Here is a 25941-nt window from a genome sequence, read left to right on the forward strand (position 1 = left end):
GCTGGAAAACTCGACTTCTCACGCTTTAATGAGCATGCCCGATGAGCCCCGTTACCCACTCCGTTTTCAAAAGAGCCCTTATTAGTCTACATGCTGTTCGGACAAGTTTATGACATAACGCATATTCCTGACACTGTCGCGCGCGACGCAACACTGACTGCGGTTATGGTAGGCATGGCCCTGATACTCGTCGCGATTGTCGTCCTCTTGTTCGCCACCTTCTGGGGGTTTCTCCAAGAAAACTTCGCCTGGACTCGCACTCCGATTCGTTTCAATCGCCAAAGCAGGATGGTGTACGCCTACCGGGGCGCAGGTGCAAAAGGCGTTGTCGCAGTACCTTGGGACAAGGCGTTTTTCTTTGTCGAGAAGCGCCGTAAAGATACGCTCTCGCGAGTGACGCCATACCTTATCCGGTGTCACGTCCTTGACGCCAACGGCAAAGTAGCTCAGTCCTTCTCCGTTGGTAGAAGGGTCACCGGTTTTCTGGATGAATCCACACCTACCGGGCGCGACATCGTCAAGGGTCTTTCCGACCAGTTTGAATATATCCGCCAATACATGGAGAAGGGGCCGACGGTTCTCCCGGCACCAGACCTCGTGCCTACGCGCGTTTCTCTTGCCAATTCGTTCAAAATCTGGACGCGCGCGGACCGGGAATTGGTGCGGGAGGGTAATCCTCAGGCGCATCGCCTTATACGCATGTTCAGCGGATTTGTTTTTATTACGGCGGTTCTGCATTACATCGGTCAGCTTACAAGCCGCCAGCCCGCTTGGCCTAGCGACGTTTTACGGGACTGCGAAAGGACGGCCATAGGCGAGCCGATGAAGGTTTGAGCCTGCCCCACTCATGCAAGCAATTCCGTCATAAGCGAGGCACCATGACGTACGATTAGCTATCGCGGATTGGCCGTGGTCCTGGCGTCCACTACCGACTTCGACAAGTGGCTTCGCGATATCCTCTCCAGGATTCGGCACGTAGCCGGCCATGTAGTGGAGCTTGAATCGTTACATCCCGACTTCATCGAAGCGTTCAAGCATAGCCAGTCGAGAACCAACAACAAGATGCCGTTTCGGGCGTCGGCCCTGCTTGCATTGAAGAAGGCAGGAGTCGAACTGTAGTCGCACGCGCACTCATCGCGTAGCCATGGGTGAATGCTTCTGTACTTTGGCAGCGAAGCCCCGTGCCACCTGGCAACAGTACGTCTAAATCCACGCTAGCGAGTTGTGCCATGACACCAGAAAGGTACCGGGCAGTTCTCTCCGAATACGATGCGTTGATTGCTCACGCCGCCTCGATATCCCAGCGTCTCGCAGGGCGCCCTATTGACGGTGAGTACATGCCGTATGTCGATACGATTTTCACCAAGTTGATTTGCCATGGCATCAGTCTGAGAAAGCTTTCCCCGCCGGCCGACGTCCATCGGGCAGGTGAAATGTGGGATTTGCCGTCCGCATGCGCGGTTGGCCGGGCACTTATCGAAACCTACGACGGCATGGGGTACATCGGAGCTGTGGATATCAGCCCCCCGAGCGAGAGTTTCGCGTATTGATGTGGGAGCTGCACGACCAGAAGCGTCGTCTCGCCATGCTTGAACGAATCCGGTCTGCCGACCCGCAAGTCGAAAGCATCCGGGCGAACGGTGATGCCCTGGCGAAGCAAATTGCCAGCCACCCTTTTTACGCGAGCGCATCGGATACAGCGAAGCACAGGGTCGCTCGAGGTGAGGCGTGCCACCTGACTCACCGCGAGCTGAATGCAGCGAATGGAATCGACCACGGCTACTATGAGTCGGCCACTATGTTTCTTTCCCAGTACGTGCATTCGCTTCCCCTCTCGCTGCACCAACTGATGCATCTACGCGCGGGGGAGCCAGAGGCCATTCGGCTTTCGTCAATACCACTACAATATGCGATGCCCTTCATCGCGAAGGCCATTGAGAGGATGGCCATGATTTGGCCTGACTGCGAAGGCACAAGGAGTGACCAGCTTCACCTTCTTGTGGAACAGTGGCTCGCGATAGCCGCCAATGGTGTAGCTCAGTTCGGCGGCTGAGTCCCGGAGGGCTACCGCGCTGACGCGAGGCCATCGACGAGACACGCGTCAAACACCAGGGGAAGCCTTGAATACCTATTACATACACGCCGTTGGACTCGGCTGTTTGCCTCGCGGGTATCTAGACAACACTCAATACCGGCGAACGATGCATTAGGTGGCACTTTCGATTTGGAAGGCCTCGCTATCTTCGAAGGTGTCATGGCATATTGCGGCCACCTTTACAAGGAAATCACTTTATGGCAACGACTTTGGAAGCAGTCCAGGCGAAGATGAAAAAACTGCAAGCGCAGGCGGATGCGCTGATTGCAAAGCAATCGTCGGGCGTCATCGAAAAGATTCGCGAGTTGATGGCGAAGCACGGCTTGACCACCGCTGATATTGACGCGCACGCTGGAGGCAGGCAACGCGTCACGAAGGCAGTTGCTAAGACCATGAGCAAAGGCAGCGCTGCTGCGGTCAAGTATCGCGACCCGAAAAGTGGTGCAACCTGGACCGGACACGGCCGGGCACCGAGTTGGATTGCCGCCGCGAAGAACCGGGACAAATTTTTGGTTGACGGAATTACGGCGACGGCGAAGCCGGCTCCTGTCAGCAAAGCGAAGACTGCGGGCAATTACGTTCGCGGTCCGCAGCCGGCGATGTATCAGGACCCAAAATCCGACGCCACATGGTCCGGACGCGGCCGAGCACCGGCATGGATTGCTAACGTCAAGGACCGGAGCAAATTCCTGATTGCAGGCGGCGCTGAACCGACCGTTGCGGCGAACGTAGGTGTTGTGAGCAAGGCGAAGAAGGTTGCAGTGAAGAAGGCCTCGAAGGCAGTTGGTGCGACTTCTACCACGGGTCAGCCGAAAGGTCCGCAGCCGGCTAAATATCGCGACCCGAAATCCGGCGCGACTTGGAGCGGACGCGGTCCGGCTCCGGCGTGGCTAGCCGGTGCGAAAGACCGGACGAAGTTTTTGATTGATGGCGTTAGCACGGCGGCCGATGCGAAACCGGCGGTCACGAAGGCCGTTGCGAAGAAGGCCCCGACGGCGAAGAAAACTGCTGCCAAGAAGGCCGTAAGCGTGAAGGTGCCGGAGAAAAAGGCGCCGCGCAAGAGCGTGGCCGTGCCCGCTCCGGTGACCACAGTCGAGTCTGGCGCTGAGTTGACAACCTGAACGTAACTGTCAGGTGCCCGGTGGACCAGCGATTTTTCTGGTTCCACCGGGTACACCAAGCCGACGGCGTTTTATTGCGCTTGTGCTGCCTGACGTTGCGCGGCCTGCTGCTGGGCGTGCTGTTTCGCAAGGTGCCTGCCAACCATACAGCCACCGACCGCACCAACGACAGCGTGGTGCCCCGCGTAATGCCCAGCGACCCCGCCTACAACCGCGCCCTTGAGGCAGCCTGCGGCGTTTGCAGTGCCTGCCGTTGCGAAGGCCAGCGCCGTTGCAATCAAGGTGGTTCTTATCAAGCTAGCTTTCATTCGAAGGTACTCTGAGGCTGGATTTTTCGGATGTGGCGCTTTGCGGTGTCGTTTCAATACCCGCGCCAATCACGACGCTCGCGCCACTCGTGCTCACGCCATTCCTGGCGGCGCCATTCACGTTCACGCCACTCGCGACGTTCGCGCCATTCGCGGGCTCGCCAGTCGTCGTCACCGCCGTACGCGACGGCGACAGGTGCGGGAGCATACACGACGGGAGGTGGCGGTGCGTACACTGGCTCTGCCGGCGCATACACGGCTCCGGGGACGCCCAATCCGATGGCGACGCCGACGTGCGCCGATGCTGCCGTTGATGCCGCCAGAACCGCCAGACCAAGTGCTGCGCCAAGTATCTTCTTGTTCATCTTCGCTACTCCTCGCACATTCGAGTGCAATGTCAGTGACTACGGCTCGGAGTGTAAGGAGCGATGTCGGACACATGTGAAACGGCGGTGCGAGATTCGTAACATGGGATTACTCCTGAAGGCGTACCGCGTGGGCAATACGCCTTCAGAACCTGCAGCTGTGCCGTGTGGCAAGTGAACAGGGTAACGCTACCACGCAACTGAACTTGAACAGTCATGTAACGTGAACTAGCCTTAACGTCTAGCCGGAAGCAAGCCTTTGGTATCGAGCCTCGTCGGAGGTGCAAGCCCCCTGTAGCGAACGTTTGACCTATCCGGTCCCGGCTAGCGCTGCAGGACCCGGGTAGGAAACAGGTTCGTGTCAGGAGACCTCCCGTGCCGCGCTCCCGGTGATTCCTTCGGGCTGGGACGTTTGTAGGTGACTTCGTCGCCCTGATGCCGTTATATCGGAGGGAGCATGTCAGTTGACAACATTAAGACCATCATCATAGTCATGATGGAGAATAGGTCTTTCGACCACGTTCTTGGCTACCTGAGCCTCGACGGGAAGGATGTCAACGGCCTCTCGTCCGACCCCACCTGGCAACAGAATTTCACGAACCTCTACGGCGGAAAAACGTATGCCTTACATGCGCTTTCGCCGTCGACCCAACTTATCCCCGACCCGCCGCATGACCGCACGCCGATTTCGATGCAAATAAACACGCCGTGCGCGAATGGGGGCTGTCCCGAACTGGGTGGATTCGTCGCGAGCTATGCGACAAGAAACCCTGCGCCAGCCGACCTATCAATGGTGATGGGCTACTACACGGCCGGTGCGTTGCCTGTTTATGATTTTTTCGCAAAAAATTTCACAATCTGCGATAGCTGGTTTGCGCCACTTCCGACGGGAACCCAGGCAAATCGCTTGATGGCAATGGCGGGAGAGAGTGCGATTAGCGACAACGTTTCTGGTTTTCTTCCCGAGCAGTCCCTGGTTTACGACTGGCTGACCACACACGGCGCAAGTTGGTGTGTCTACCAGTCGGGAGGCTTCTTCCCGTTCTTCAGCCTGATGCCCAACTGGTTGCCTGAGATAGTAACATCGCTTGCCTTGCCGCTAGATGGCAACGGAGGGAGGTTCAGGCGGTATTCGCGCTTCAAGGCAGACTGGACGAACAGTAGCAATTTGCCCCAAGTCATTTTCATCAAGCCGGAATACACGGACGGGCCGCACCGGGTACCGAATGACGACCATTCGCCTACTGGCGTCGCCCCAGGGCAAGCCTTCCTTGCCGACATTTATCAAACGATTTCTGCGTCCGAGCGATGGGATGAGACGCTGATGATTGTCACGTATGACGAGCACGGGGGGTTCTTCGACCATGTATGCCCACTTGAGATTTCAACCGACGTCGCCGGTTATCAGTTTCAAACTACTGGGCTGCGGGTACCCGCATTCCTAGTCTCGCCCTATGTCGCGCCCGGGGGCGTCTTCTCCGGCGACCTGGACCATACGTCGATACTTCAGCTTCTCGCAGACAAATTCAACGCTGGTAGCACGTACTCTGCTCCGGTCAGCGCACGCACACAACTTTCGAAGCTCAGCTCCGCTCTTTTTGAAACCAAAACGCCGGGCTCTGCACCGAAGCTAAATGTCCCCATACCGAGCAACTCACCTGCATCGGCTCCCGTCTCGCCACCGACCGGCATCTCGGCATGTGCACAAGCCTTTCGTAGCGTCGCGCTTAAGGTCCAACAGGACCATCCGGAGTTGCTGTCTTCGCCGAACTGGGGCGACCTTGCGAGTTTTGTTGCGACGTACAAGGGTGGGTCGTGAATTGGCGCGAAGTCTACCTCCGTGCAGGTTACGGCTTCACGGAGTGTGAGACCGGAAAATGGCGGCGGCCGTATTCTCGATAGCCTAGCGACTAGCTGTTTCTCGAGCGCGGCAAAACACTCCGATATCGTCATCGTCGTGAAGAAATCCGGTGGCAATGCGAAGGCCGCTTGCAAGAGGAGCGTTGTTGCTAAAAAGGCTGCAGCAAAGAAAGCCGTCGCAGCGAAGCCTCCGGCCGCGAAGAAGGCCATTTCTGTTGTCAAGAAGGTTGCTGCGAAGAAGGCGGCAAGCAAGAAGGCTGCTTCGGTCAAAACCGTTGCAGCCAAGGTTGACGCTGCTGCGGTGCGTCAACAGCGGTGAGCGCGTAATCGAGAGGGCATCGGTCGAACAGCGACCGGGGTCTTCCTCCCGCTTGCTCAAGTTCGCGACGTAGCTGCCGATATTCAGAGTGCCATCTTTGCATTCAAACAGGAAAAATAAAATGCGCACTCTGGCCTCCTTCGTCGTCGCCGTCTCGGCGCTGGTCATCCTTTCTGGATGCTCAACGACTCAAAACGTCACCGCTGGTCCGCAGGCGAAAGGCTCGCCGATGACGACTGCGTGCTTTACCGCTCATGGCGGCAAGTCTGCTGACATGGACGCAGCAATCCAACGCAACCTGGAAAACCACGGCGTGTCGGTGTCGGTTGCCCCCGCGTGCGACAAAGCCGACATGAATGTCACCTACACCGACAGCTGGTTCTGGGACATCGTCATGTACTTGCGTTCGATGGACATCCGCTTTTACAAGGCGCCAAGTGGCGGCCTTATCGCGTCGGGACACTGGAAGAATTCTGTCCTGCATCAGTTTCCCAATGCGGACGGCGTGGTCCAAGACTTGATGGACGAGATGTTCAAGCAAACCGGCGAGCCATCGGTCGTCCGTACGAAGGCAGCAGTGAACTGACGCGCTTCCGTTCACTCACCGTCCAGCATGAGTCCGCCGGTGGAGTTGATGTGCTAGTAGCTGTAAGCCGGAATATGTCGCAGACACTGACGTGCTCCGCAACCTGAAGAAAGAGGCGCCATGAGGAAGATTCTATTAGCAGTGGCTCTTATAAATTGCGTTTGTGCTAATGCTCAGGAAGCATTGTCGAGTGCCGTCGCGCAATCGAATGCAGCTACGCGGTTGTTCATGGACTTATGCATCCCATCCGCCGGAGATACCGCAAAGCTCCGCGAGCTGGCAGACCGTTACCATCTACGCCATACCGACGTTTCGTTCTCGCAGAAGGTGCTTCGTGGGAAACCCGGCGAAGTATGGTCTGCTTCGAGTTCCGTTGGTGAATATGTGGTGATTTCGCAGCCTGACAATTCATGTTCCGTTTGGGCGAGGAGAGCCGATGCGGCTGCATCAATCGACCAGTTCAAACGCATTGTCCTCGGAACGCAACGACCTGGGCTCCTGGTGAAGGTTCTTGAGGACAGGGATATTGAAGGACAGGGCGGCACCTATCACTATCTGTCCTACCTCTTGTCAAAGGAAGGCCGGCAAAGCGGACTGTATGCGAGCGCTATAGCGTCAGCATCACCGACCGCAGAGGTGCAGGTCCGCTTGAGGCTCATGCCGGCAAAAGCCGAGTAAGGTGGCATCTCTGGGTTTCCGGAACCTGACATGGCCGCTGTGTCATGATGACAAGAGTGGAAACTCAAAAGGCGGTTACATGCCCCATCGGGCGCGGGAGGTCAAAGTGACTGAAGACAATGGGTTAGCAGGCGACCCCGACCACGTACCGGAATCGCTGCAAACACTCGCCGAATATTTAGAGCGGGCTCTCGATAGCGCGACGAGCATCGCGATGATGCGCCCCACCGACGGTGTCTGTATCGTGTATTTGGGCGACCCCGCAGGTCTGCGTGAAGACCTGAAGCAGATTGGCACGATTGCAACTTCGCTTGCAAACGAAATGCTTGAATCGACCTCTCCGGGCGCGAATCAGATGCATGTCGGTGGTCAGGCCTATCGCTTTTTCCGCAGCTTCACGCGGGTCGGCGATATGGCGGCAGTCGTCTTTTCCGCAGATTAGCCGCGGCGCTTCGCTTGCAGGCCGAACTGCTGCGCTGCCGAGTCGCAGGTGACACGACGTCGTGCGGGCACGTCGAATCGTCGTCGCGGCAACTTGGTTGGGGTCGTACGGTCCAAGAGCCGTGGCCCATTGGCCGCCCTCTGCGGGTGGCAATGTCCGCCACCACTGCACGCCCATTGGGCTAAATGGAGGACTGGTGCATCCGAAGCATTACTTTGCATTGCTGCTGTGTATGGCAACATTTGGTTCGACCGCGGCATGGGCGAGCGATATCCAATGCCCAACCACGCGACAACCGGCTGAGCGCGTCATATGTGACCACGCCATCTTGAACAATGAATACGACGATAGGAGCGCTTGAACTGCCTACGCTGTTGCCAACAACTCTTTGACGTTGACACGCAGCGCCATCGCAAGCTTTTCAAGCATATCCAAGCCAAGGTCTGGCGCAGTTCTCTCAACGAGCGAAACGTAACCGTCCGCCAAGCCGGCCGCTTGGACTAAAGCCTGCTGAGTAAGGCCTCTCTGCTGCCGGTAGTGTGAGATGTTCAAGGCGGCCAGCTCCCGGAGGTATCCATCGGCACGCTGGGCGAGTGCCCTGCGTAATCCGGGCTGTGCCGTGTGCGTCAGCAATTTAGAAGGGGTGTCTAAGAGTGAAGCAGGCTCAACCTCTAAAATGCGCGACAGTCTTTCGATTGTTCCCAAGCTGGCGTTTGCAGCCTTGTTTTCAATCAGGTAGAGCGTGTTTCGGCTGATTCCAACGTTGCGAGCGAACTGGTCGCCAGAAATGCCTTTCTGTGTGCGCAGCAGCCTCACAGACGCCGACAGGCGCTTTCTTGCACTGACAGTTGGCGGCATTATCAGACGGAAGGTGTGTTTTAGGTTCGTCGAGCACGTCCACGCTTCGACGCTTGAGCCCCGCAGGTACAACCAGCGGTCCCGTGCTCTGGTGGGGCGCAAGGGGCCTGCGTCGAGCCCGCTGACAAGTTCTGGCAACAGCGTCTGGCCCGCGCTCATACCTCAAGCGACTGGCTCGGTTCATTTTACTTGGCAAGGGGCTAAAAAAAGTAGCCAAAGTTTGAGCGCAAACTCAAACTCGGGCGTTGCCAGCATCAGCGAGCCGCGGGCGATAACCGCGACTCGACGTTAAACCAGCCCCGTCGCGTAATAAACCGCGATCACAAAGAACACCGCCAGCGTCTTGATGACCGTCACCGCGAAAATGTCGCGATACGACTGACGGTGCGTCAACCCCGTCACCGCCAGCAGCGTGATTACCGCGCCGTTGTGCGGCAGCGTGTCCATGCCGCCACTCGCCATCGAGACGACCCGATGCAGCACTTCCATCGGAATATGCGCGGCTTCCGCGCCCTTGATGAACACGTCGGACATCGCCGCGAGCGCGATGCTCATGCCGCCCGATGCCGAACCCGTGATGCCCGCCAGCGAGCTCACCGAGACGGCAGCGTTGACGAGCGGATTCGGGATGCTCTTCAACGCATCGCTGACCACCAGAAAGCCCGGCAGTGCCGCGATCACGCCGCCGAAACCATATTCCGACGCGGTGTTCAACGAAGCCAGCAGCGCGCCCGCCACCGCGGCCTTGGTGCCGATCGCGAAGCGATCGCTCACGCGGCGGAATGCCGTCAGCACGACGAGGATGATGCCGAGCAGCAGCGCCCCTTCGACGGCCCAGATCGCGACCACGCTTTTGATCGTCGCCGTGACCGGCGCATGGACGCCCGGCAGGATGTCCGGTGTGACGGTGTACGACGCGCCGTACCAATTGGGAATCCAGCGCGTCAACAGGAAGTTCGCCACGCCGACCAGAACCAGCGGCGCGACCGCCAGCAGCGGATGCGGCAGTTGCTCGGATTCGACGCGCTCCGGTTCGTTGACGAGTTCCGCGCCGTAGCCCTCGCCGGTCGCCATTGCCGCGCGGCGGCGCCATTCCAGATATGTCAGCCCGACCGCGATGATGAACAGCGAGCCGATCACGCCGAGCGCCGGCGCGGCCCATGAGGTCGTCTTGAAGAACGTGCTCGGGATGATGTTCTGGATCTGCGGCGTGCCCGGCAGCGAATCCATCGTGAACGAGAACGCGCCGAGCGCGATCGCGCCCGGCATCAGGCGCTTCGGAATATTGCTCTGGCGATACAGTTCGGCGGCGAACGGATACACCGCGAACACCACCACGAACAGCGACACCCCGCCGTAGGTGAGCAGCGCGCATACCGCGACGATCACCGCATTGGCGCGCGAGCGGCCGATATAGCGAATCGCCGCGGCCACGATCGATTCCGAGAAACCGGATAGTTCGATCACCTTGCCGAACACGGCGCCCAACAGAAATACGGGGAAGTAGAGCTTCACGAAGCCGACCATCTTCTCCATGAAGATGCCGGAGAACACCGGTGCAACGGCGGCCGGTTCGGTCAGCAGCACTGCGCCGAGCGCGGCGATCGGTGCGAACAGAATGACGCTGTAGCCGCGATACGCGGCAAACATCAGAAACGCCAGTGCGGCGAGGACGATGACAAAGGACATTGAGTCTCCATGCTTGGTTGTTCTACGTGTACGCCGTCCCGACGGCGCGGCGGCCCGGCGCCGCAGATGCAGGTTCCGTGCCACACGCGCCGCAGCGGCCTGCCGGTGGATCTGGCAGCCCGCAGCTCGAAACGTGATGCGGCTGATTGTACCCATACGTCTCGAAATCGGGACGTGAAATCAGCTGAACATAGGCTGTGCCAGGTCAATCCCTTATGCGGCGGGATTGCTGGCGATCTCTTCGTTGAGATAAGCTTGTCTACCAAACGAGACAAGCATAAATAAGACGATAGCAGGAGACAGCGACATCATGATGAACGACTGGGCGGGCCTTCCCGCCACTTACGGCGACGTGCTGCGCCGGGCGATGGATTCGCTTTTCCGTACTTTCGAAAATTTCAGCGAAGGCACTTTTATCGTCGATGCCGACGCGCGCGTCGTGTGGATCAACAAGCGCTATGCGGCGCGTTTCGGCTTTTCGGATCCGCAGCAGGCCATTGGCCGCGACTGCGAAGCGGTGATTCCCAACAGCCTGATGCGTGAGGTGGTGAACACCGGCAAGCCGATTTTGCTCGACATCCTCGAAACGGACCGCGAACCGCTCGTCGTCACGCGGCTGCCGCTGAAAGACGATGCGGGCGAAACCGTCGGCGCGGTCGGCTTCGCGTTGTTCGATGAACTGAAAGCGCTGACCCCGCTCTTTTCCCACTATTCGCGGGTGCAGGAGGAGCTGATCGCGACGCGCCAGTCGCTGGCGCAGGCGCGGCGGGCGAAATACACGTTCGGCAGTTTCGTCGGCACCAGCGCGGCCAGTCTCGAAGTGAAGCGTCAGGCGCGCCGGGCGGCGCAGGTCGATTCGCCGGTGCTGCTGCTCGGCGAAACTGGCACCGGCAAGGAACTGCTGGCGCACGCGATTCACGCCGGGTCGGCGCGGGCGAATCAGCCGCTCGTCACCGTCAACGTCGCGGCCATTCCGGACACGTTGCTCGAAGTCGAGTTCTTCGGCGCGGCGGCCGGCGCGTACACAGGCGCTGACCGCAAGGGCCGCGTCGGCAAGTTCGAGCTCGCGAACGGCGGCACGCTGTTTCTCGACGAAATCGGCGATATGCCGCTGCCCTTGCAAGGCAAGCTGCTGCGCGTGCTGCAGGACAAGGAGTTCGAACCGCTCGGCTCGAACCGGATCGTGCGCGCGGACGTGCGGATCATTGCGGCGACCTCGGCCGATTTACCTGCGCTGGTTGCGGCCGGGCGCTTTCGCGCGGACCTGTTCTATCGCCTGAACGTGCTGACGATCCAGGCGCCGGCACTTCGCGAGCGTCTGTCCGATATCGAGGCGTTGGCCTACGCCATGCTCGAGGATCTGTCGACGCAAGCGCGCGGCGGCAGTCACTTCGAATTGCAGGACGACGCGTTGCGGCTACTGTGTTCGTACGGATGGCCCGGCAATGTGCGGGAGTTGCGCAATACGCTGGAGCGTGCCGTGATGCTGTCCGATAGCGAGCGCATCGATGCGCGGGCGTTGGCGCCGTTCATCGGTCCGGCGCATGGGAGTTTGCGTCATCCGCGCGAGCCCGATCTGACGGCTCACGCGCGCGCCTCGGCTGAAACCGCCGCCGCGCCCGAGCGGCCGTTGTGGAGCGACGCGATGGCGGCGTTCGAAAAACGCTTCCTGAACGACGCGTTGCACGCCAACGGCGGACGCGTGATCGAGACGGCAGCGCAGATCGGCATGGGCCGCGCGACGCTCTACAAGAAGATCGCGGCCTACGGCATCGAGGTGAAGACATCGACTGACGCAGCGTAATTCGAGCGTGGCACAATCGCGTGATCGAAAAACAAGAAGCGATCGGGGTTTCAATGAAACACAGTCTCTCCTCTTTTGCGCGCCGGGCTTGTGTGGCGCTGGGCGTAGCCGGGGTCGCCGTGCTGAGCGGTTGCAGCAGCAGCGCGCCGCTGTTTCTGTCGGACGGCCGCGCCACCACGCTGGTGCAATGCCCAAATGGCTCCGACTCCTGCGTGCAACAGGCGCGCGCCGGTTGCGGCAGCGCTTTCGACGTGGTGCGCCAGTCCACCGACAACGGCACGCTCAGCCTGATCTACGCCTGCCGGGCGAAATGACGACGCGCTAGCCTTCGGCCGGCGCGGCCTGTTTTCACCTTCCTCTATTGAGTCCGCCGATCGGCCACGACGGCGGGCGTCGCCATTCGAGTCATTCCCGCCATTCCCGCCATTCCCGCCATTTGCGCGCGGATTTCCGCCCGGCCTGAGCTATTCAGCTAGCCGGTGCTTATGTTAAGCACAATACCGTCATAAAGATCAGTATCTAATGCACATTTGCGGATGGTCCACGATGCGCAATGGATTTTAACGGACCTCGCCGCTGCATTATTTCTTTCGCCGCCCAGCCCGAATAGAAGGCGCTCAGGGGCATTCGGGTTTGCCGACACGCCGAGTCGGTGCGGCACCTAACGGAACGCGAATATTAGTCGCAGTATCCTCGTCTCAGCGACTGGCAGATTAAGGCGGCACGCATGTTTTGCCGATTTTGTGTCGGTTGGAACGGGGGGTTGAGAGAGATTTTCAATCTTTAACAACGAAGCGGCTCGATTGCGGCACGTTTTATGCTCCGCAATTGATTTGATTTGGAAATTCCGGGGATAGAAATGAATCACCACCAACTCGAAAAAGATATTGAACATCTTGAACACATAATCTCGCACATTTCTGCTGAAGACCGTATCCCGTTGTCCTATTGGCGCAACCGGATCGATTCTGTGTCCGGCGCGGCGCTGGTGCCGGCGCAGGCGAGCCGCGTCAAAAGGCTCAATGCCGCGCTTCTGGCATTGGAGGCAAGGCAGAAGTCCTGACCGCGCGCGGCGGCGGATGCCGCCCGTGTCCTCCGATCTGCTCGTTCGATTTCGAACGTCGCGTATACGATGCAATTGACGATTGAGTGTGCCGGTTCCCCCAGTTCGCGGCCTTGATGGGCGGGGGCAGCGGGTCTCTATCCGGTGCTTTTTTCGTCTGATAGGGTCACACTGCAGTTAGTCAAACCGATTGGAGCACCGTCATGGCCTCGTACAAGCAGTTGACTGCCCAGCTCGAAAAACTCCACAAAGAAGTCGCGCTGGCACGTGAAAAGGAAGTCGCACAGGCGATCGCCGACATCAAGCAAAAAGTCGCCGAATACGACTTGACCGCGGAAGAACTGGGCTTTTCGAGCAAGCGCGCGGCGGGGCGCAAACCGGCCGTGGTGGCCAAGTATCGCAATCCGAAAACCGGCGAGACATGGAGCGGTCGTGGCCGCTCGCCCAACTGGCTGGCGGGCAAGAATCGCGAGCGCTTCCTGATCGAAGCTCCCTGAAGTCCCTCACATCGCGTGACTGCATGACTGCATGGCGCGTTCGCTCGCAACGCAGTTGTTTTTCCAAAGTGAATCTGCGCGTACTTTTTTTCGCACCGCTGCACTAGTCCCGAAAACGCTCACCTTTCGCGTGAGCCTGGGTCGCGATGCATGTGTTTTCCCTTGTCCCTTGCGTCGGGCTTTGTTTGTTCGGTGAACCTGGCGTCGGCGTTTTGCACACTCGACGCAAGCGGTCGGCTGCGCTGATCGCAGCGCGTCCCGAACCTTCCGCGTAAGCCGCGTCAGCCTTTGGTGGCGGGCGTTTCCGGGCCCTGCGAAGAATCTCGCGGGTCGGCTGCGACTTCATGCGGCGCATCTTCCAGGACATTGGCGATCTGTTTGACTTGCTCACTCCCGGTGCGTGCGCAACGTCTGACGCGATCACCGTTCGCCGTGATTCGAGGTCGACAATCGCGGTTCCCGAAAACCCTCACCTTTACGCCGTTCGCACGCTTCTGAATTCTGAGGTTTCTCTTCCTTTGCGCAGTTCACGATGGTGTCTGCCGGCCCATTCCCGTTCTACCCATGACCCGGCCCGCCGCCTTTTCCGGCGGGCCGTCCCCATGACGTGTATCATTCGCACCTTGCGCTGTTCTGCGCTGGCGATTCCCGTATTGTCGAACGCTCGTTCGTGACCCGTTTCCGACGCGGCGACGTTGCCATGTGACGCGGGTCCCGGCCCAACTCCCGCAGCTCGACGCCGCCGCGCAAGGCGTGGCAGACCGGCGGCCACAAGCCGCCGCAGACCGCCCGAACCCCTATCCGTGACCGCCAGACCCGATGTCAGTCTCCGAACTCAAACGCCGCCGCACGTTCGCGGTCATTTCCCACCCGGACGCGGGCAAGACCACGCTCACTGAAAAGCTGCTGCTGTTTTCAGGCGCAATCCAGATCGCCGGTACCGTCAAGGGCCGCAAGAGCAATCGCTACGCGACGTCCGACTGGATGGAGATCGAAAAGCAGCGCGGCATTTCGGTGGCCAGCTCGGTGATGCAGTTCGAGTACGGCGACGCCGTGATCAATCTGCTCGACACGCCGGGCCACGAAGACTTCTCCGAAGATACCTATCGCGTGCTGACCGCGGTCGACGCCGCCGTGATGGTGATCGACGGCGCGAACGGCGTCGAAGCGCAAACGCTGAAGCTGCTCGAAGTCTGCCGCAGCCGCAAGACGCCGATCGTCACCTTCATCAACAAGCTCGACCGCGAAGTGCGCGAGCCGCTCGAACTGCTCGACGAAATCGAACAGCATCTGGGCGTCGCCGCTGTGCCGTTTACGTGGCCGATCGGTATGGGCAAGGAATTTCAGGGCGTCTACGATATCCAGGGCGATCAGGTGCGCGTGTTCCGCGCCGGGCAGGATACGGCGGGCGGCGCGGTCGAAACGCTGCAGGCGCTCGGCGACGAGGAAGGCGAACGCCGTTTCGGCCATAGCTGGGTGCGCGCGAAAGAAGAGATCGATCTGATCACCGGCGCGACGCCCGATTTCGATCGTGAACAATTCCTGGCGGGGCAGCAATCGCCGGTGCTGTTCGGCTCGGCGATCAACAACTTTGGTGTGAAGGAAATTCTCGACGCGCTGGTCGATCTGGCGCCGCCGCCGTCGATGCGCATGACGGTGCAGCGTCCGGTGATGCCGGACGAGCCGAAGTTCACCGGCGTCGTGTTCAAGGTGCAGGCGAACATGGATCTGGCGCACCGCGACCGCGTGGCGTTCATCCGGGTGTGCTCGGGTCGTTTCGAGCGCGGCATGGCCGTGAAGGTGACGCGCTCGAACAAGACGTTCCGCGCCAATAACGTGGTGACGTTCCTGTCGCAGCGTCGCGAGACGGTCAGCGAGGCGTATCCGGGCGACATCATCGGTATTCCGAATCACGGTACGTTGAGTCTCGGCGATACGCTGACCGAAGGCGAGCAGTTGCAGTTCGTCGGCTTGCCGTTCTTCGCGCCGGAAATCTTTCAGACGGTGGAAGTGGTCGATCCGATGCGCGCCAAGCAGCTCGGCGAAGCGCTCAAGCAGCTCGGCGAGGAAGGCGCGATTCAGGTGTTCCGTCCAGAAGTTGGCGGCTTGATGATTCTCGGCGCAGTGGGCCAGCTTCAGTTCGAAGTGGTGTCGCACCGCTTGTCGACGGAATACAAGGTCGATGTGCGGATGGCGCCGGCGCGTTACCGGATGTCGCGCTGGGTGACCTGCAACGACGCGGCCGAACTGCGCCGTTTCACCGATTCGTACGCGGCGCGGATCGCGCTCGATGCATCGGATGCGCCGACGTATCTGGCGTCGCATGTGTCGGAAATCGAAGTCGCGCAGAAGGCGTGGCCGAAGATCGTCTTCAATGAATTGCGCGAGCATTCGGGCGCGCCGTTCAAGAAGGCGATGTAGGCCGCACCCCGAGCCAGGCGTGCAGGATGCCGTGTGGCATCTCCAGAATTGTCGCATTTCGGCCCGCAACTTCGCCTATCCTGACGAAGACGCGTGCCTCGCCGTCGGCGCGCCTTCTCCAATCTGCGGAGCGCCCGTGACCGTTCGCAATCTCGACGCCTTGTTCCGACCCGAATCCGTCGCCGTGATCGGCGCTTCCGAGCGGCCGGGCAGCACCGGTGCGATGGTGTGGGCGCGCGTGCTGGAAGGCGGCTTCAACGGCCCCATCTGGCCGGTCAATCCGAAATACCGCACGCTCGGCGGCCGCGCGGTGACCGGCGATGCCGGCGATCTGCCGCAGGCGCCTACCGTCGCGTTGATCTGCACGCCGCCCGATACCTGGCCTGGCATCATCCATAAGCTTGGCGGGTTGGGCACGCGCGCGGCGATCATCGTCGGCGAAGTGCGTACCGATGACGATCGGCTGGCGCTCCGGCATGCATTGTCGGCGGCGCGGCCGCATCTGCTGCGGATCGTCGGACCTGGCAGTCTGGGCGTGGTGTCGCCTGCGCTGCGCGCGCATTTCGGCGCGCCGTCGTGCACGGTGAAGACAGGCGGCGTCGCGTGGGTCTCGCAGTCGAATGCGCTGACCAACGCCGTGCTCGGCTGGGCGCACGCGCGCGGACTGGGTTTTTCGCACGCGGTGGCGCTGGGCGGCGAGGCCGACGTGGACGCCGGCGACGTGCTCGACTACCTGGCGAGCGACCCTGGCACGCGCGCCATCCTGCTCGAACTGGACACGGTGCGCGCGGCGCGCAAGTTCATGTCGGCGGCTCGCGCGGCGGCGCGCAACAAGCCGGTGCTGGCGTTGCGCTCGGGCCGCGCCGATCCCGCCGACGCGCTGTACACCGCCGCGTTCCGTCGCGCGGGCATGGTGCGCGTGGATGCGCTCGACGATCTGCTCGACGAAATCGAAACGCTCGGCGTGGGCCGCGTCGCGGTGGGCGCCACGGCGACGCTGATCACCAGCGACAGCGGCCTCGCGACGCTGGCCTGCGACGCGTTCGCCGCAGCCGGCGACACGCTCGCGCCGTGGCCGGCAGAAGCCGCCGATGCTTTAAAGCAAGCCTTGCCGCGCGCGGTCGGCGGCAACCCGCTGCAACTCGGCGACGATGCCCGTCCGGAGCATTTCGGCACCGCGCTGGAGCTGCTCGCCAGCTATCGCAGCACCGGCACGGCCTTCGTGGTCCACGCGTCGACGCATGGCGCGCCGGTCGGCGAGGTTGCGCAGGCGTTGATCGCGAATCAGCGCTTCGCGTATCGCGGTTTGCTCGCGTGTTTCTTCGGCGGTGTGGACGCGGCGACGCGCGACGCGCTGCATGCGCAAGGCATTCCGGTTCATACGACGCCGCAGCGGCTCGCGCGCGCGTTCGCCCGGTTGGTCGATTACCGGATGGGGCGCGAATTGCTGATGCAGACGCCAGAGGGTTTGCCGGCGCAGATTCCCGAAGCCATCGACGCCGCCCAGGCGCAAGTGTGCGCCGCGATAGCCGCAGGTGAGCACCAACTAACCGGCGAAGCGGCGGCGCAGTTTCTTGAACGCTTCGGGCTGCGGGTCGAGACGCAGGCGGGCGGGCAGAAGGAAAACGCGGCGCAAGGCGCTGCGCAGTCGCAGAAACCGGTCGTTGACATCGCCGTCGAGCTTCACGACGACGACAACTTCGGCCCCGTCTTCCGCTTCACCGCGCCGTCGGCGGATGGCGTGTCCGAGCCGCTGCGCGTCTACGGCTTGCCGCCGTTCAATCCGATGCTGGCGCGCGACATCGTCACGCACTCGCGCTACGCGCGGCTAATCGATCCAGAGCCGGCGTTAGCCGCATTGACGGCGCTCTCGCAGGCCATCTGCGACGTCAAGGAAATCGTCGGTCTTTCACTGACTTTGCGGGTGTTCCGCGACCACGTGGTAGTGGTCGAGCCAACCCTGAGCATTGCGCCGACGCGCAGCCGCCTCGCGATCGTGCCGTATCCGCGCCGCTTCGAAGAGACGCTCGACTGGCAGGGCATTCGCGTCACGGTGAGGCCGATCCGTCCGGAAGACGAAGCCGCGCATCACGATTTCGTCGAAGCGATGACGCCGGAAGATTTGCGCCTGCGGTTCTTCGGCGCGGTCGCCAACTTCGACCATTCGCAGCTCGCGCGTATGACTCAGATCGACTACGACCGCGAAATGGCGCTGATCGCGACGGTATCGAGCGAAGAGGGTTTCATGCGGACGCTGGGTGTGGTGCGCGCGGTGGCCGATCCCGACAACGAAACGGCCGAATTTGCGGTCGCGGTGCGCTCGGACCAGAAGGGCCGGCGGCTCGGACAGTTGCTGATGGACCGGATCATCAAGTACGCGCGGGCGCGCGGCATTCATTGGCTGGTTGGCGAGGCGTTGCGCGAAAACGGTCCGATGATCGCGCTGGCCAAGTCCTGCGGGTTCACGATGACGCAGACGGAAGATCCGGGCGTGGTCGGCTTCAGGATGGCGCTGGACGAACCCGCGCAGGGGTAAGCGGGTTCGTCCAGGTCCGTGGCGGGTACGACCCTCAAGCCGGCAGCTTCGCCGCGGCTTCGTCGACCTGCGTGCGAGTCACGGCCAGCTCTTCCAGCCACGCATCGGCGTACACGGCGCCGGTCTCGCGTTCCAGACGCGCGATGGTCGCCGCGCAGCGGTTCGCATCCTTCGGCGTCGCGATGAACGACTTCACCGACTCACCCGCCTTGAACTTGTCGAACAACGGCACGCGAATATCGTCCGGCAGCGCGCGCGCCGTCCATTGATACGGCTTGCCGTTGAACGTGAACGACGGCGGCAGCACGCGTTCTTTCTTCGCCGCCGGAATCAGACCGTAGGTGCGCGCGGCTTCGCCGATCTGCTCGGGCGAAAACAGTTCGTCCGGGCTGATGTCGAATTGCTGAATGAAAGATTCGATGCTTTGCATCGCCGCGGCGCGGTCGTCGCGCCGTTTCTGCGCGTGGGCGACGATGTCGCGCAGTTCGTCGGCTTCTTCAGGCGTAATCGTGAAGCTCGACTGCTTCTGCTGAAGTTCGGAAAAACGCTGGAATTCGGAATCGGTCAGAAGTTTCGCCATTGCTTGATCGAGGGCGCGCATGAGGAAACCCATGCGGCGTCATTTTTGAGAGGGTCGCCATTCTAAACCATGTGCCGGCGCGCTTCGTTTTGAAGCGCTTCAGCGGTCCTCCCGAAACATCGACAACGCCTGCACCGTCTCGCACAGCAGGGTCGTGACAGCGTCCAGCGTCGGTGCGACGTATTCATCGATGCGCCGCATGTACGGGCACGTGAGCGCCGCAATCGCCTGGCCGGAGGGTCCGAGGATCGGGAAAGTGACGTCCGTCACGCCAACAGTCTGCTGACTGTCCTTCTGCGAAAACCCTGCCGCGCGAGTCCGCTCACATGCCTGTTCCAGCGCATCGCGATCGATCGTGACTTCGCCTTTCACCTTGGTGTGTTCGGCCAGCATCTGCTCGCGTTGCTCCGGGGTTTGGAAGGCCAGCATCACGCGCCCGGAACCCGTATCGATCAACCCGACGCGCGAGCCGAGCCGCACCGAAATGCCCCACGTGCCCGGTCCGTCCACCTGCGCGATCACCAGCAAATTGCCGCGGTCATACACCGCGAGGTGACACGATTGCTCGGCAGTGTCGGCAAAGCGCTGCATCAGCGGCAACGCTTCGGAAATCAGCCGGTTCATCGGCGGATGCCGATGCGCGAGCGCATACAGCTTGAGACTCAGCGAATACCGGTCGCCCGCCTCTGAGCGCACAACATACTGCCGCGCGACCAGCCGCTCCAGCATCCGATACATCTCGCTCGCGTTGCGCCCCAGCAGCTTGGTGATTTCGGCGCGCGTCAGTCCCCCTTTCTGCTCGGCGAGCAGTTCGAGGATGTCGAGGCCCTTGTCGAGCGCGGGCGCGCGGTAACGGTCGTCGTCTTTGTCTTCCGCATCCATCGTCAGTGTCTCTCCATGTGCAGTTCTCGTTATCTGGGCGTGAGTGTAGTTCGGAATAAATCGAACGAAGCCAAATACACGGCTGAACTCTTCGCCACGCGTGGCCAGGGAAAATACCGACGGTTGGTGCAGTGCACATTCCTTGACTTAAAAAAGTCCGTATATGAATAATACGTTCATTGGTGAATGAGCGCACGCCAATAAACCGACACGACAAGAAAGCGCAGGACGCAGTGCCGGTCATCCAGCATGGCCGGATCACGCAGTTCAACAACGCATTACCTTGCATGGGGCCGGAGTAAGTGCTTTGCATGGGATCGGAGTAGCGCGCTAAAGCGCGAACTCCGATCGACAGCTAAAGCGCTAACTCCGGACCGACCCACGTTGCATGGGGCCGGAGTAAGCGCTAAAGCGCTAACTCCGGACCGACACAGGAGACACAACCATGTCGTTCGTAAAGAGACCGTTCGCGGCTCGCCGTTGGTTCCGGAGTCCTTCATTTGCCGCAGCGGCGGGAGCTTGCGCTGCCGGTCTCGTCATCGGCAGCGCCGCGCAAGCCGCCGAGGCCGGCAAGATCGGCCTCGATCTGCCGCTCCTCACGTCGCCGTTCTGGCAGTCATACAACAACTATCTGCCCAAGTACGCGAAGGATTTAGGCATCGACATCCTCGCGCCGGTCAATTCGAACGGCGATCCGGTCCAGCAGATCACCGACATGAACAACCTGCTGAATCTCGGCGCCAAGGGCATCGTGGTCGGCCCGCTGGATTCGGCGGCAATCAGCCGCGCGTTGGAAGGCGCGGCGACCAGGAACGTGCCCGTCGTCGCGGTCGACGTCGCGCCGACGCAAGGCAAAGTCGCGATGGTGGTGCGCGCCGACAATCGCGCGTATGGCGAGAAGGCGTGCAAATACATCGGCGAGCATGTGAAATCCGGCAAAGTCGTGCAGATCATGGGCGATCTGGCGTCGGTGAACGGGCGCGACCGGTCTGAAGCGTTCCGCGCGTGTCTGAAGGGCTATCCGGGTTTGTCGCTGCTGGAAATTCCGGCGAACTGGAAGGGCGACGTGGCAGCCACCGCGCTCGATAGTCTGCTGACAGCGAATCAGGATGTGAAGGGCATTTACATGCAGGCGGGCGGCGTCTATCTGTCGCCGACGCTGCAAACGCTGCGCCGCAAACAGATGCTGTTTCCCGCCGGCGACGCGAAACACGTCGTGATCGTCAGCAACGACGGCATTCCGCAGGAGTTCGATGCGATCCGCCGCGGCGATATCGACGCCACCGTTTCGCAGCCCGCCGATTCGTATGCAAAGTACGGCCTGTTCTATATCAAGGCGGCGCTCGCCGGACAAACCTTCAAACCGGGCCCGACCGATCACGGCAGCAATATCATCCAGTTGGCGCCGGGCGTTCTCGAAGACCAGCTGCCCGCGCCGCTCGTGACCAAGTCGAATGTCGACGACAAGGCGTTGTGGGGAAACACGGTTAAATGAGCGAACTCACGCCATCCGTGCCGGTCGTCGAAGCGTTGGAGATCACCAAACGCTTCGGCTCCACGGCCGCGCTGAAAGACGCGAGCATCCGCGTGATGCCCGGCGAGTCTCACGCGCTCGTCGGGCGCAACGGTGCGGGCAAATCGACGCTGGTGTCGATCCTCACCGGCCTGCGCAAGCCCGACACGGGCGAGGTGCGTTTCAGCGGCGCGGCGGCGCCGTCGATCGCGGACCGCGATGCGTGGCGCGAACGCGTTGCGTGCGTCTATCAGCACTCGACCATCATTCGCGATCTCACCGTCGCGGAGAATCTGTTCATCAACCGGCAACCGTCGCGGCACGGCGTGATCGATTGGTCCGCGATGCGCCGCGACGCCCGCGCATTGCTCGACCACTGGAAGATCGACGTGCGCGAAGATGCGCGCGCCGGCGACCTGACGGTGGAAGCGCGCCAACTGGTCGAAATCGCGCGGGCGCTGTCGTACGGTGCGCGTTTCATCATCCTCGACGAACCGACCGCGCAACTCGACGGCGACGAAATCAAGCGCCTGTTCCGCCGCATCAGCGAGTTGCAGCGCGAGGGCGTGACGTTCCTGTTCATTTCTCATCACCTGCAGGAGGTCTATGAGATTTGCCAGGCCGTGACGGTGCTGCGCGACGCGCGGCATATCGTCAGCGCGCCGGTTTCCGCGTTGCCGCGCGAGCAGTTGATCGAAGCGATGACGGGCGAGCGCGGCGGCCTCGCCGTCGCCGATGCGGCGGCGCGCGAGGCGTTGCCTGCGGATACGGCCGTCGCGTTGGAAGTCGAAGCGCTGGCCGGCTCCGATTACGAAGACGTGTCGTTCACGGTCAAGCGCGGCGAAGTGGTCGGCCTGACCGGCGCGACGAGCAGCGGCCGCACTAGCGTCGCCGAAGCGATCGCCGGTTTGCGCGCGGCGAAACGCGGCGAGATTCGCGTCGACGGCGCCACGCTGCCGCGCGGCGACGTACCTGCGGCATTGGCGCACGGCATCGGCTGCGTGCCGAAGGATCGCCACCACGAAGGCCTGGTGCTGACGCAATCGGTTGCCGAAAACGCTTCGATGACGATCGCGCACCTGCTCGGCAAATTCGGCATCGCACCGCCGGCGAAGAAAAACGCCTTCGGCCAGCAGATGATCGACGCGCTCGGCATCGTCGCGCAAGGCCCCGAGCATGTCGTCTCAGGGCTCTCGGGCGGCAATCAGCAGAAAGTCGTGATGGCCCGCGCGCTCGCCACCGATCCCAACGTGCTGGTGCTGATCGACCCGACCGCCGGCGTCGACGTGAAATCGAAAGAAGCGCTGCTGTCAGTCGTGGACCGCGTGCGCGAAGAGGGCAAGGCCGTGCTGGTGGTGTCCGGCGAACTCGACGATCTGCGCACCTGTGACCGCGTGCTGGTCATGTTCCGTGGCCGTATCGCGGCCGAATTTCCCGCCGGTTGGCAGGACCACGATCTGATCGCATCCGTTGAAGGAGTCAGTCTCCATGAAGAATAGTGTGCCCAGCCCTGCATTCGGCACGACGCAAGCTCAAGCGCAGCCCGCCATGGCGGCCATGGCGACCACGCGCGGCAAACGCGCGCGGATCGAATTCGCCCGCCTGCGCGATTTAGCGTTGTTGCCCGCACTCGCATTGCTGATCGTGATCGGCGCATTTGTCAGTCCGAGCTTTCTGACGCGGGCGAATCTGATCAGCGTGCTGGGCGCGTCGGCGGCATTGGCGCTTGTGGTGCTCGCCGAATCGCTGATCGTGCTGACCGGCAAGTTCGATTTGTCGCTCGAATCGACGGTGGGGATCGCGCCCGCGGTCGGCGCGATGCTGGTGATGCCGGCGGCGTCCGCGGGCTTCGGTCTGCAATGGCCCGCGGCGATGGGCTTGCTCGCCATCGTGGCGGTCGGCGCGGTGATCGGGTTCATCAACGGATTTTTGGTGGTGCGTTTGCGGCTGAATGCATTCATCGTCACGCTGGCCATGCTGATCGTGTTGCGCGGCATGCTGGTCGGCGCGACCAAAGGCGGCACGCTGTTCGATATGCCGCCGTCGTTCTTCTCGCTTGCGACCACCATCGTGCTCGGCTTGCCGTTGTCCGTGTGGCTCGCGGCGGCGGCGTTCGCGATCGCCGCGTTCGTGTTGCGCTATCACCGTCTGGGCCGCGCGTTGTACGCGATCGGCGGCAATCCGGAAGCGGCGCGCGCCGCAGGGATTCGCGTCGAGCGCATCACGTGGGGCGTCTTCGTGCTCGGCAGCGTGCTCGCGTCGGTCGGCGGTTTGATCGTGACCGGCTATGTCGGCGCGATCAACGCGAATCAGGGCAACGGAATGATTTTCACGGTGTTCGCGGCGGCGGTGATCGGCGGCATTTCGCTCGACGGCGGCAAGGGCACGATGCTCGGCGCGCTCTCCGGCGTGCTGCTGCTCGGCGTCGTGCAGAACCTGCTGACGCTCGCGCAGGTGCCGTCGTTCTGGATTCAGGCAATCTACGGCGCCATCATCCTCGGCTCGCTGATGGTCGCGCGCCTCGCCAGCGGCGAAGGCCAGAACTAATGCGCGTACAACACGGAGACCTATCTTGAGCCGTCCATTGGATACCGATGTCCGCCTGATTCTGCTGAGCCCGGCCGATAACTGCCTGATCGCGGCGGCGCGCCTGGAAGCGGGCACGCAAATGCAGATCGAAGGCGAATGCGTGACGCTCACCAAGACCATCGAGCTCGGCCATAAAGTGGCACGCCAAAAACTCGCGAAAGACGACAAGGTGCTGCGTTACGGCGCGGTGATCGGCCACGTGACCGAAGCGGTCGCGCGCGGCGCGCATCTGCATACGCACAACCTCGAAAGCGATTACCTGCCCACCTATACGCACGACGCGGGACACGAGTTCATCCATCACTGACTTGCGCACAATGAAGTGGCCTGGCGCCACGCTGGAACGATCATGACCGACATTTCCATGGCACCTCAAATCACCCCGCCGACGCTGCAAGGCTACCTGCGCGGCGACGGCCGCAAAGGCATCCGCAACGTGGTCGCGGTCGCGTATCTGGTCGAGTGCGCGCATCACGTCGCGCGCGAGATCGTCACGCGGTTTCGCGAGCCGCTCGACGCATTCGACGATTCATCGGCCGAGCGTGAACCGCCGGTGCATCTGATCGGCTTTCCCGGCTGCTATCCGAACGGTTACGCGGAAAAGATGCTGGAGCGCCTCACCACGCATCCGAATGTGGGCGCGGTGCTGTTCGTATCGCTCGGTTGCGAAAGCATGAACAAGCACTATCTGGTGGACGTGGTGCGCGCGAGCGGCCGTCCCGTCGAAGTACTGACGATCCAGGAAAAGGGCGGCACGCGCAGCACGATTCAATATGGCGTCGACTGGATTCGCGGCGCGCGCACGCAACTCGCCGCGCAACGGAAAGTGCCGATGGCGCTGAGCGAACTGGTGATCGGCACGATCTGCGGCGGCTCGGACGGGACCAGCGGCATCACCGCGAATCCGGCCGTGGGCCGCGCGTTCGATCATCTGATCGGCGCGGGCTCCGCCTGCATCTTCGAAGAAACCGGCGAGCTGGTGGGCTGCGAATTTCATATGAAAACGCGTGCGGCGCGGCCCGACCTCGGCGACGAAATCGTCGCGTGTGTCGCGAAGGCGGCGCGCTATTACTCGATTCTCGGGCACGGCAGTTTTGCGGTCGGCAACGCGGACGGCGGCCTCACCACGCAGGAAGAGAAATCTCTGGGCGCGTATGCGAAGAGCGGCGCGTCGCCGATTGTCGGCATCATCAAACCCGGCGATATTCCGCCGACCGGCGGCCTCTATCTGCTCGATGTCGTGCCGGATGGCGAACCGCGCTTCGGCTTTCCGAACATTAGCGACAACGCGGAAATCGGCGAACTGATCGCTTGCGGCGCGCATGTGATTCTGTTCACCACCGGACGCGGCTCGGTGGTCGGCTCGGCGATTTCGCCGGTCATCAAGGTCTGCGCGAACCCCTCGACGTATCGCAATCTCGCCGGCGATATGGACGTCGACGCAGGGCGGATCCTCGAAGGCCGCGGCACGCTCGACGAAGTCGGCCGCGAGGTGTTCGATCATACCGTGGCCATCGCGTCGGGCGAGGCGTCGAAATCGGAGACGCTCGGGCATCAGGAATTCATCCTCACTTACAAGACTTTCGAGCCGGTCGGGCCGGCGTGCCTGCCGTCGAGTGCTGCGAAGCCGCAACGGGTGCTCGCGATCGCACCGCTCTGAGTGCCGATTTGAGTGCCGATTTGCGTGCGCCGGGCAAACATCGTTCGCGCGTGCTAAAACACGTTTAATCACAGG

Annotated in this window: 27 protein-coding genes; 21 read left to right on the top strand and 6 right to left on the bottom strand. The window is 61.6% G+C overall.

Features of this window, described 5'->3' with window-relative positions; genetic code table 11:
- Positions 1-90 precede the first annotated feature (90 nt).
- The 5 genes from AC3WLT_RS24210 (at position 91) to AC3WLT_RS24230 (ending at position 3216) form a co-directional block, all read left to right on the top strand.
- Positions 91-834, top strand: a complete 744-nt coding sequence (locus AC3WLT_RS24210) for a DUF6708 domain-containing protein (RefSeq protein ID WP_492594213.1) — start codon at positions 91-93, stop codon at positions 832-834.
- Between the two features lie 75 nt (positions 835-909).
- Complete coding sequence (locus tag AC3WLT_RS24215; protein ID WP_492594214.1) at positions 910-1119, top strand: hypothetical protein; 210 nt, start codon at positions 910-912, stop codon at positions 1117-1119.
- 110 nt (positions 1120-1229) lie between these two features.
- A complete protein-coding gene (locus tag AC3WLT_RS24220; RefSeq protein WP_492594215.1) occupies positions 1230-1550 on the top strand; it encodes a hypothetical protein in 321 nt (106 codons plus the stop codon).
- Complete coding sequence (locus tag AC3WLT_RS24225; RefSeq protein WP_492594216.1) at positions 1550-2053, top strand: hypothetical protein; 504 nt, start codon at positions 1550-1552, stop codon at positions 2051-2053. The genes AC3WLT_RS24220 and AC3WLT_RS24225 overlap by 1 nt, the downstream gene beginning before the upstream one ends.
- Before the next feature lie 239 nt (positions 2054-2292).
- A complete protein-coding gene (locus AC3WLT_RS24230) occupies positions 2293-3216 on the top strand; it encodes an H-NS family nucleoid-associated regulatory protein (RefSeq protein ID WP_492594217.1) in 924 nt (307 codons plus the stop codon).
- 71 nt (positions 3217-3287) lie between these two features.
- Here AC3WLT_RS24230 and AC3WLT_RS24235 read toward each other — a convergent pair whose 3' ends face one another.
- On the bottom strand, positions 3288-3524 hold the full coding sequence (locus tag AC3WLT_RS24235) for a hypothetical protein (RefSeq protein ID WP_492594279.1): 237 nt from the start codon (positions 3522-3524) through the stop codon (positions 3288-3290).
- 53 nt (positions 3525-3577) lie between these two features.
- Positions 3578-3889, bottom strand: a complete 312-nt coding sequence (locus AC3WLT_RS24240; protein ID WP_492594218.1) for a hypothetical protein — start codon at positions 3887-3889, stop codon at positions 3578-3580.
- Between the two features lie 457 nt (positions 3890-4346).
- On the opposite strand from AC3WLT_RS24240, the gene AC3WLT_RS24245 reads away from it, so the two are divergent.
- The 5 genes from AC3WLT_RS24245 to AC3WLT_RS24265 all read left to right on the top strand — a co-directional run bounded on the left by AC3WLT_RS24245 (position 4347) and on the right by AC3WLT_RS24265 (position 7774).
- Entirely contained in the window at positions 4347-5708 is a 1362-nt protein-coding gene (locus tag AC3WLT_RS24245) for an alkaline phosphatase family protein (RefSeq protein ID WP_492594219.1), read from the top strand.
- Between the two features lie 45 nt (positions 5709-5753).
- On the top strand, positions 5754-6068 hold the full coding sequence (locus tag AC3WLT_RS24250) for a hypothetical protein (protein WP_492594220.1): 315 nt from the start codon (positions 5754-5756) through the stop codon (positions 6066-6068).
- Between the two features lie 121 nt (positions 6069-6189).
- Entirely contained in the window at positions 6190-6654 is a 465-nt protein-coding gene (locus AC3WLT_RS24255; protein ID WP_492594221.1) for a hypothetical protein, read from the top strand.
- Between the two features lie 120 nt (positions 6655-6774).
- Positions 6775-7332, top strand: a complete 558-nt coding sequence (locus tag AC3WLT_RS24260) for an NMCC_0638 family (lipo)protein (protein ID WP_492594222.1) — start codon at positions 6775-6777, stop codon at positions 7330-7332.
- Between the two features lie 106 nt (positions 7333-7438).
- The gene (locus AC3WLT_RS24265; RefSeq protein WP_492594223.1) at positions 7439-7774 is read left to right on the top strand and encodes a hypothetical protein; all 336 of its coding nucleotides are present in this window, start codon (positions 7439-7441) and stop codon (positions 7772-7774) included.
- 366 nt (positions 7775-8140) lie between these two features.
- Here AC3WLT_RS24265 and AC3WLT_RS24270 read toward each other — a convergent pair whose 3' ends face one another.
- Entirely contained in the window at positions 8141-8791 is a 651-nt protein-coding gene (locus AC3WLT_RS24270; protein ID WP_492594224.1) for a helix-turn-helix domain-containing protein, read from the bottom strand.
- Positions 8792-8920: 129 nt separating this feature from the next.
- A complete protein-coding gene (locus tag AC3WLT_RS24275; protein ID WP_492594225.1) occupies positions 8921-10321 on the bottom strand; it encodes a GntP family permease in 1401 nt (466 codons plus the stop codon).
- 310 nt (positions 10322-10631) lie between these two features.
- On the opposite strand from AC3WLT_RS24275, the gene AC3WLT_RS24280 reads away from it, so the two are divergent.
- The 6 genes from AC3WLT_RS24280 to AC3WLT_RS24305 all read left to right on the top strand — a co-directional run bounded on the left by AC3WLT_RS24280 (position 10632) and on the right by AC3WLT_RS24305 (position 18642).
- On the top strand, positions 10632-12125 hold the full coding sequence (locus tag AC3WLT_RS24280) for a sigma-54 interaction domain-containing protein (protein ID WP_492594226.1): 1494 nt from the start codon (positions 10632-10634) through the stop codon (positions 12123-12125).
- A 53-nt stretch (positions 12126-12178) separates the two neighbouring features.
- Complete coding sequence (locus AC3WLT_RS24285; protein WP_492594227.1) at positions 12179-12439, top strand: hypothetical protein; 261 nt, start codon at positions 12179-12181, stop codon at positions 12437-12439.
- Between the two features lie 545 nt (positions 12440-12984).
- Positions 12985-13188 (top strand): hypothetical protein, encoded by a 204-nt coding sequence (locus AC3WLT_RS24290; protein ID WP_492594228.1) that lies wholly within the window; start codon positions 12985-12987, stop codon positions 13186-13188.
- Positions 13189-13391: 203 nt separating this feature from the next.
- Positions 13392-13685, top strand: coding sequence for an H-NS histone family protein (locus AC3WLT_RS24295; RefSeq protein WP_492594229.1), 294 nt, complete (start codon positions 13392-13394; stop codon positions 13683-13685).
- A gap of 819 nt (positions 13686-14504) precedes the next feature.
- Positions 14505-16106, top strand: a complete 1602-nt coding sequence (locus AC3WLT_RS24300) for a peptide chain release factor 3 (RefSeq protein WP_492594230.1) — start codon at positions 14505-14507, stop codon at positions 16104-16106.
- 136 nt (positions 16107-16242) lie between these two features.
- On the top strand, positions 16243-18642 hold the full coding sequence (locus tag AC3WLT_RS24305; RefSeq protein WP_492594280.1) for a bifunctional acetate--CoA ligase family protein/GNAT family N-acetyltransferase: 2400 nt from the start codon (positions 16243-16245) through the stop codon (positions 18640-18642).
- A 34-nt stretch (positions 18643-18676) separates the two neighbouring features.
- On the opposite strand, the gene AC3WLT_RS24310 is transcribed toward AC3WLT_RS24305, so the two are convergent.
- Both AC3WLT_RS24310 and AC3WLT_RS24315 read right to left on the bottom strand, forming a co-directional pair.
- Positions 18677-19222, bottom strand: a complete 546-nt coding sequence (locus tag AC3WLT_RS24310) for a hypothetical protein (protein WP_492594231.1) — start codon at positions 19220-19222, stop codon at positions 18677-18679.
- Between the two features lie 99 nt (positions 19223-19321).
- Positions 19322-20104: an IclR family transcriptional regulator gene (locus AC3WLT_RS24315; RefSeq protein ID WP_492594232.1), complete on the bottom strand. Its 783-nt coding sequence runs from the start codon at positions 20102-20104 to the stop codon at positions 19322-19324.
- Between the two features lie 445 nt (positions 20105-20549).
- Here AC3WLT_RS24315 and AC3WLT_RS24320 point away from each other — a divergent pair, with 445 nt between their 5' ends.
- Genes AC3WLT_RS24320 through AC3WLT_RS24340 form a run of 5 tightly spaced genes read left to right on the top strand, consistent with a single transcriptional unit; the run spans position 20550 to position 25866 of the window.
- Positions 20550-21599 (top strand): sugar ABC transporter substrate-binding protein, encoded by a 1050-nt coding sequence (locus AC3WLT_RS24320; RefSeq protein ID WP_492594233.1) that lies wholly within the window; start codon positions 20550-20552, stop codon positions 21597-21599.
- Positions 21596-23116 carry a sugar ABC transporter ATP-binding protein gene (locus tag AC3WLT_RS24325; RefSeq protein WP_492594234.1) on the top strand — a complete coding sequence of 507 codons (1521 nt, stop codon included), beginning with the start codon at positions 21596-21598 and terminating at the stop codon, positions 23114-23116. The genes AC3WLT_RS24320 and AC3WLT_RS24325 overlap by 4 nt, the downstream gene beginning before the upstream one ends.
- A gap of 49 nt (positions 23117-23165) precedes the next feature.
- Positions 23166-24164: an ABC transporter permease gene (locus tag AC3WLT_RS24330; protein WP_492594281.1), complete on the top strand. Its 999-nt coding sequence runs from the start codon at positions 23166-23168 to the stop codon at positions 24162-24164.
- A 22-nt stretch (positions 24165-24186) separates the two neighbouring features.
- Positions 24187-24513, top strand: a complete 327-nt coding sequence (locus AC3WLT_RS24335; RefSeq protein ID WP_492594282.1) for a UxaA family hydrolase — start codon at positions 24187-24189, stop codon at positions 24511-24513.
- Between the two features lie 42 nt (positions 24514-24555).
- Positions 24556-25866 (top strand): UxaA family hydrolase, encoded by a 1311-nt coding sequence (locus AC3WLT_RS24340; protein WP_492594235.1) that lies wholly within the window; start codon positions 24556-24558, stop codon positions 25864-25866.
- Positions 25867-25941: the final 75 nt, after the last annotated feature.

Source organism: Paraburkholderia sp. FW306-2-2C-D06C (assembly GCF_058781505.1).

What these genes read in the sequence shown, in the direction of transcription:
- AC3WLT_RS24310 (WP_492594231.1), bottom strand. Translation starts at nt 19,222, where the DNA reads ATGGCGAAACTTCTGACCGATTCCGAATTCCAGCGTTTTTCCGAACTT.
- AC3WLT_RS24325 (WP_492594234.1), top strand. Translation starts at nt 21,596, where the DNA reads ATGAGCGAACTCACGCCATCCGTGCCGGTCGTCGAAGCGTTGGAGATC.
- AC3WLT_RS24330 (WP_492594281.1), top strand. Translation starts at nt 23,166, where the DNA reads ATGGCGGCCATGGCGACCACGCGCGGCAAACGCGCGCGGATCGAATTC.
- AC3WLT_RS24280 (WP_492594226.1), top strand. Translation starts at nt 10,632, where the DNA reads ATGATGAACGACTGGGCGGGCCTTCCCGCCACTTACGGCGACGTGCTG.
- AC3WLT_RS24235 (WP_492594279.1), bottom strand. Translation starts at nt 3,524, where the DNA reads ATGAAAGCTAGCTTGATAAGAACCACCTTGATTGCAACGGCGCTGGCC.
- AC3WLT_RS24290 (WP_492594228.1), top strand. Translation starts at nt 12,985, where the DNA reads ATGAATCACCACCAACTCGAAAAAGATATTGAACATCTTGAACACATA.
- AC3WLT_RS24245 (WP_492594219.1), top strand. Translation starts at nt 4,347, where the DNA reads ATGTCAGTTGACAACATTAAGACCATCATCATAGTCATGATGGAGAAT.
- AC3WLT_RS24295 (WP_492594229.1), top strand. Translation starts at nt 13,392, where the DNA reads ATGGCCTCGTACAAGCAGTTGACTGCCCAGCTCGAAAAACTCCACAAA.
- AC3WLT_RS24300 (WP_492594230.1), top strand. Translation starts at nt 14,505, where the DNA reads ATGTCAGTCTCCGAACTCAAACGCCGCCGCACGTTCGCGGTCATTTCC.
- AC3WLT_RS24260 (WP_492594222.1), top strand. Translation starts at nt 6,775, where the DNA reads ATGAGGAAGATTCTATTAGCAGTGGCTCTTATAAATTGCGTTTGTGCT.
- AC3WLT_RS24315 (WP_492594232.1), bottom strand. Translation starts at nt 20,104, where the DNA reads ATGGATGCGGAAGACAAAGACGACGACCGTTACCGCGCGCCCGCGCTC.
- AC3WLT_RS24340 (WP_492594235.1), top strand. Translation starts at nt 24,556, where the DNA reads ATGACCGACATTTCCATGGCACCTCAAATCACCCCGCCGACGCTGCAA.
- AC3WLT_RS24255 (WP_492594221.1), top strand. Translation starts at nt 6,190, where the DNA reads ATGCGCACTCTGGCCTCCTTCGTCGTCGCCGTCTCGGCGCTGGTCATC.
- AC3WLT_RS24285 (WP_492594227.1), top strand. Translation starts at nt 12,179, where the DNA reads ATGAAACACAGTCTCTCCTCTTTTGCGCGCCGGGCTTGTGTGGCGCTG.
- AC3WLT_RS24240 (WP_492594218.1), bottom strand. Translation starts at nt 3,889, where the DNA reads ATGAACAAGAAGATACTTGGCGCAGCACTTGGTCTGGCGGTTCTGGCG.
- AC3WLT_RS24220 (WP_492594215.1), top strand. Translation starts at nt 1,230, where the DNA reads ATGACACCAGAAAGGTACCGGGCAGTTCTCTCCGAATACGATGCGTTG.
- AC3WLT_RS24210 (WP_492594213.1), top strand. Translation starts at nt 91, where the DNA reads ATGCTGTTCGGACAAGTTTATGACATAACGCATATTCCTGACACTGTC.
- AC3WLT_RS24230 (WP_492594217.1), top strand. Translation starts at nt 2,293, where the DNA reads ATGGCAACGACTTTGGAAGCAGTCCAGGCGAAGATGAAAAAACTGCAA.
- AC3WLT_RS24225 (WP_492594216.1), top strand. Translation starts at nt 1,550, where the DNA reads ATGTGGGAGCTGCACGACCAGAAGCGTCGTCTCGCCATGCTTGAACGA.
- AC3WLT_RS24275 (WP_492594225.1), bottom strand. Translation starts at nt 10,321, where the DNA reads ATGTCCTTTGTCATCGTCCTCGCCGCACTGGCGTTTCTGATGTTTGCC.
- AC3WLT_RS24270 (WP_492594224.1), bottom strand. Translation starts at nt 8,791, where the DNA reads ATGAGCGCGGGCCAGACGCTGTTGCCAGAACTTGTCAGCGGGCTCGAC.
- AC3WLT_RS24320 (WP_492594233.1), top strand. Translation starts at nt 20,550, where the DNA reads ATGTCGTTCGTAAAGAGACCGTTCGCGGCTCGCCGTTGGTTCCGGAGT.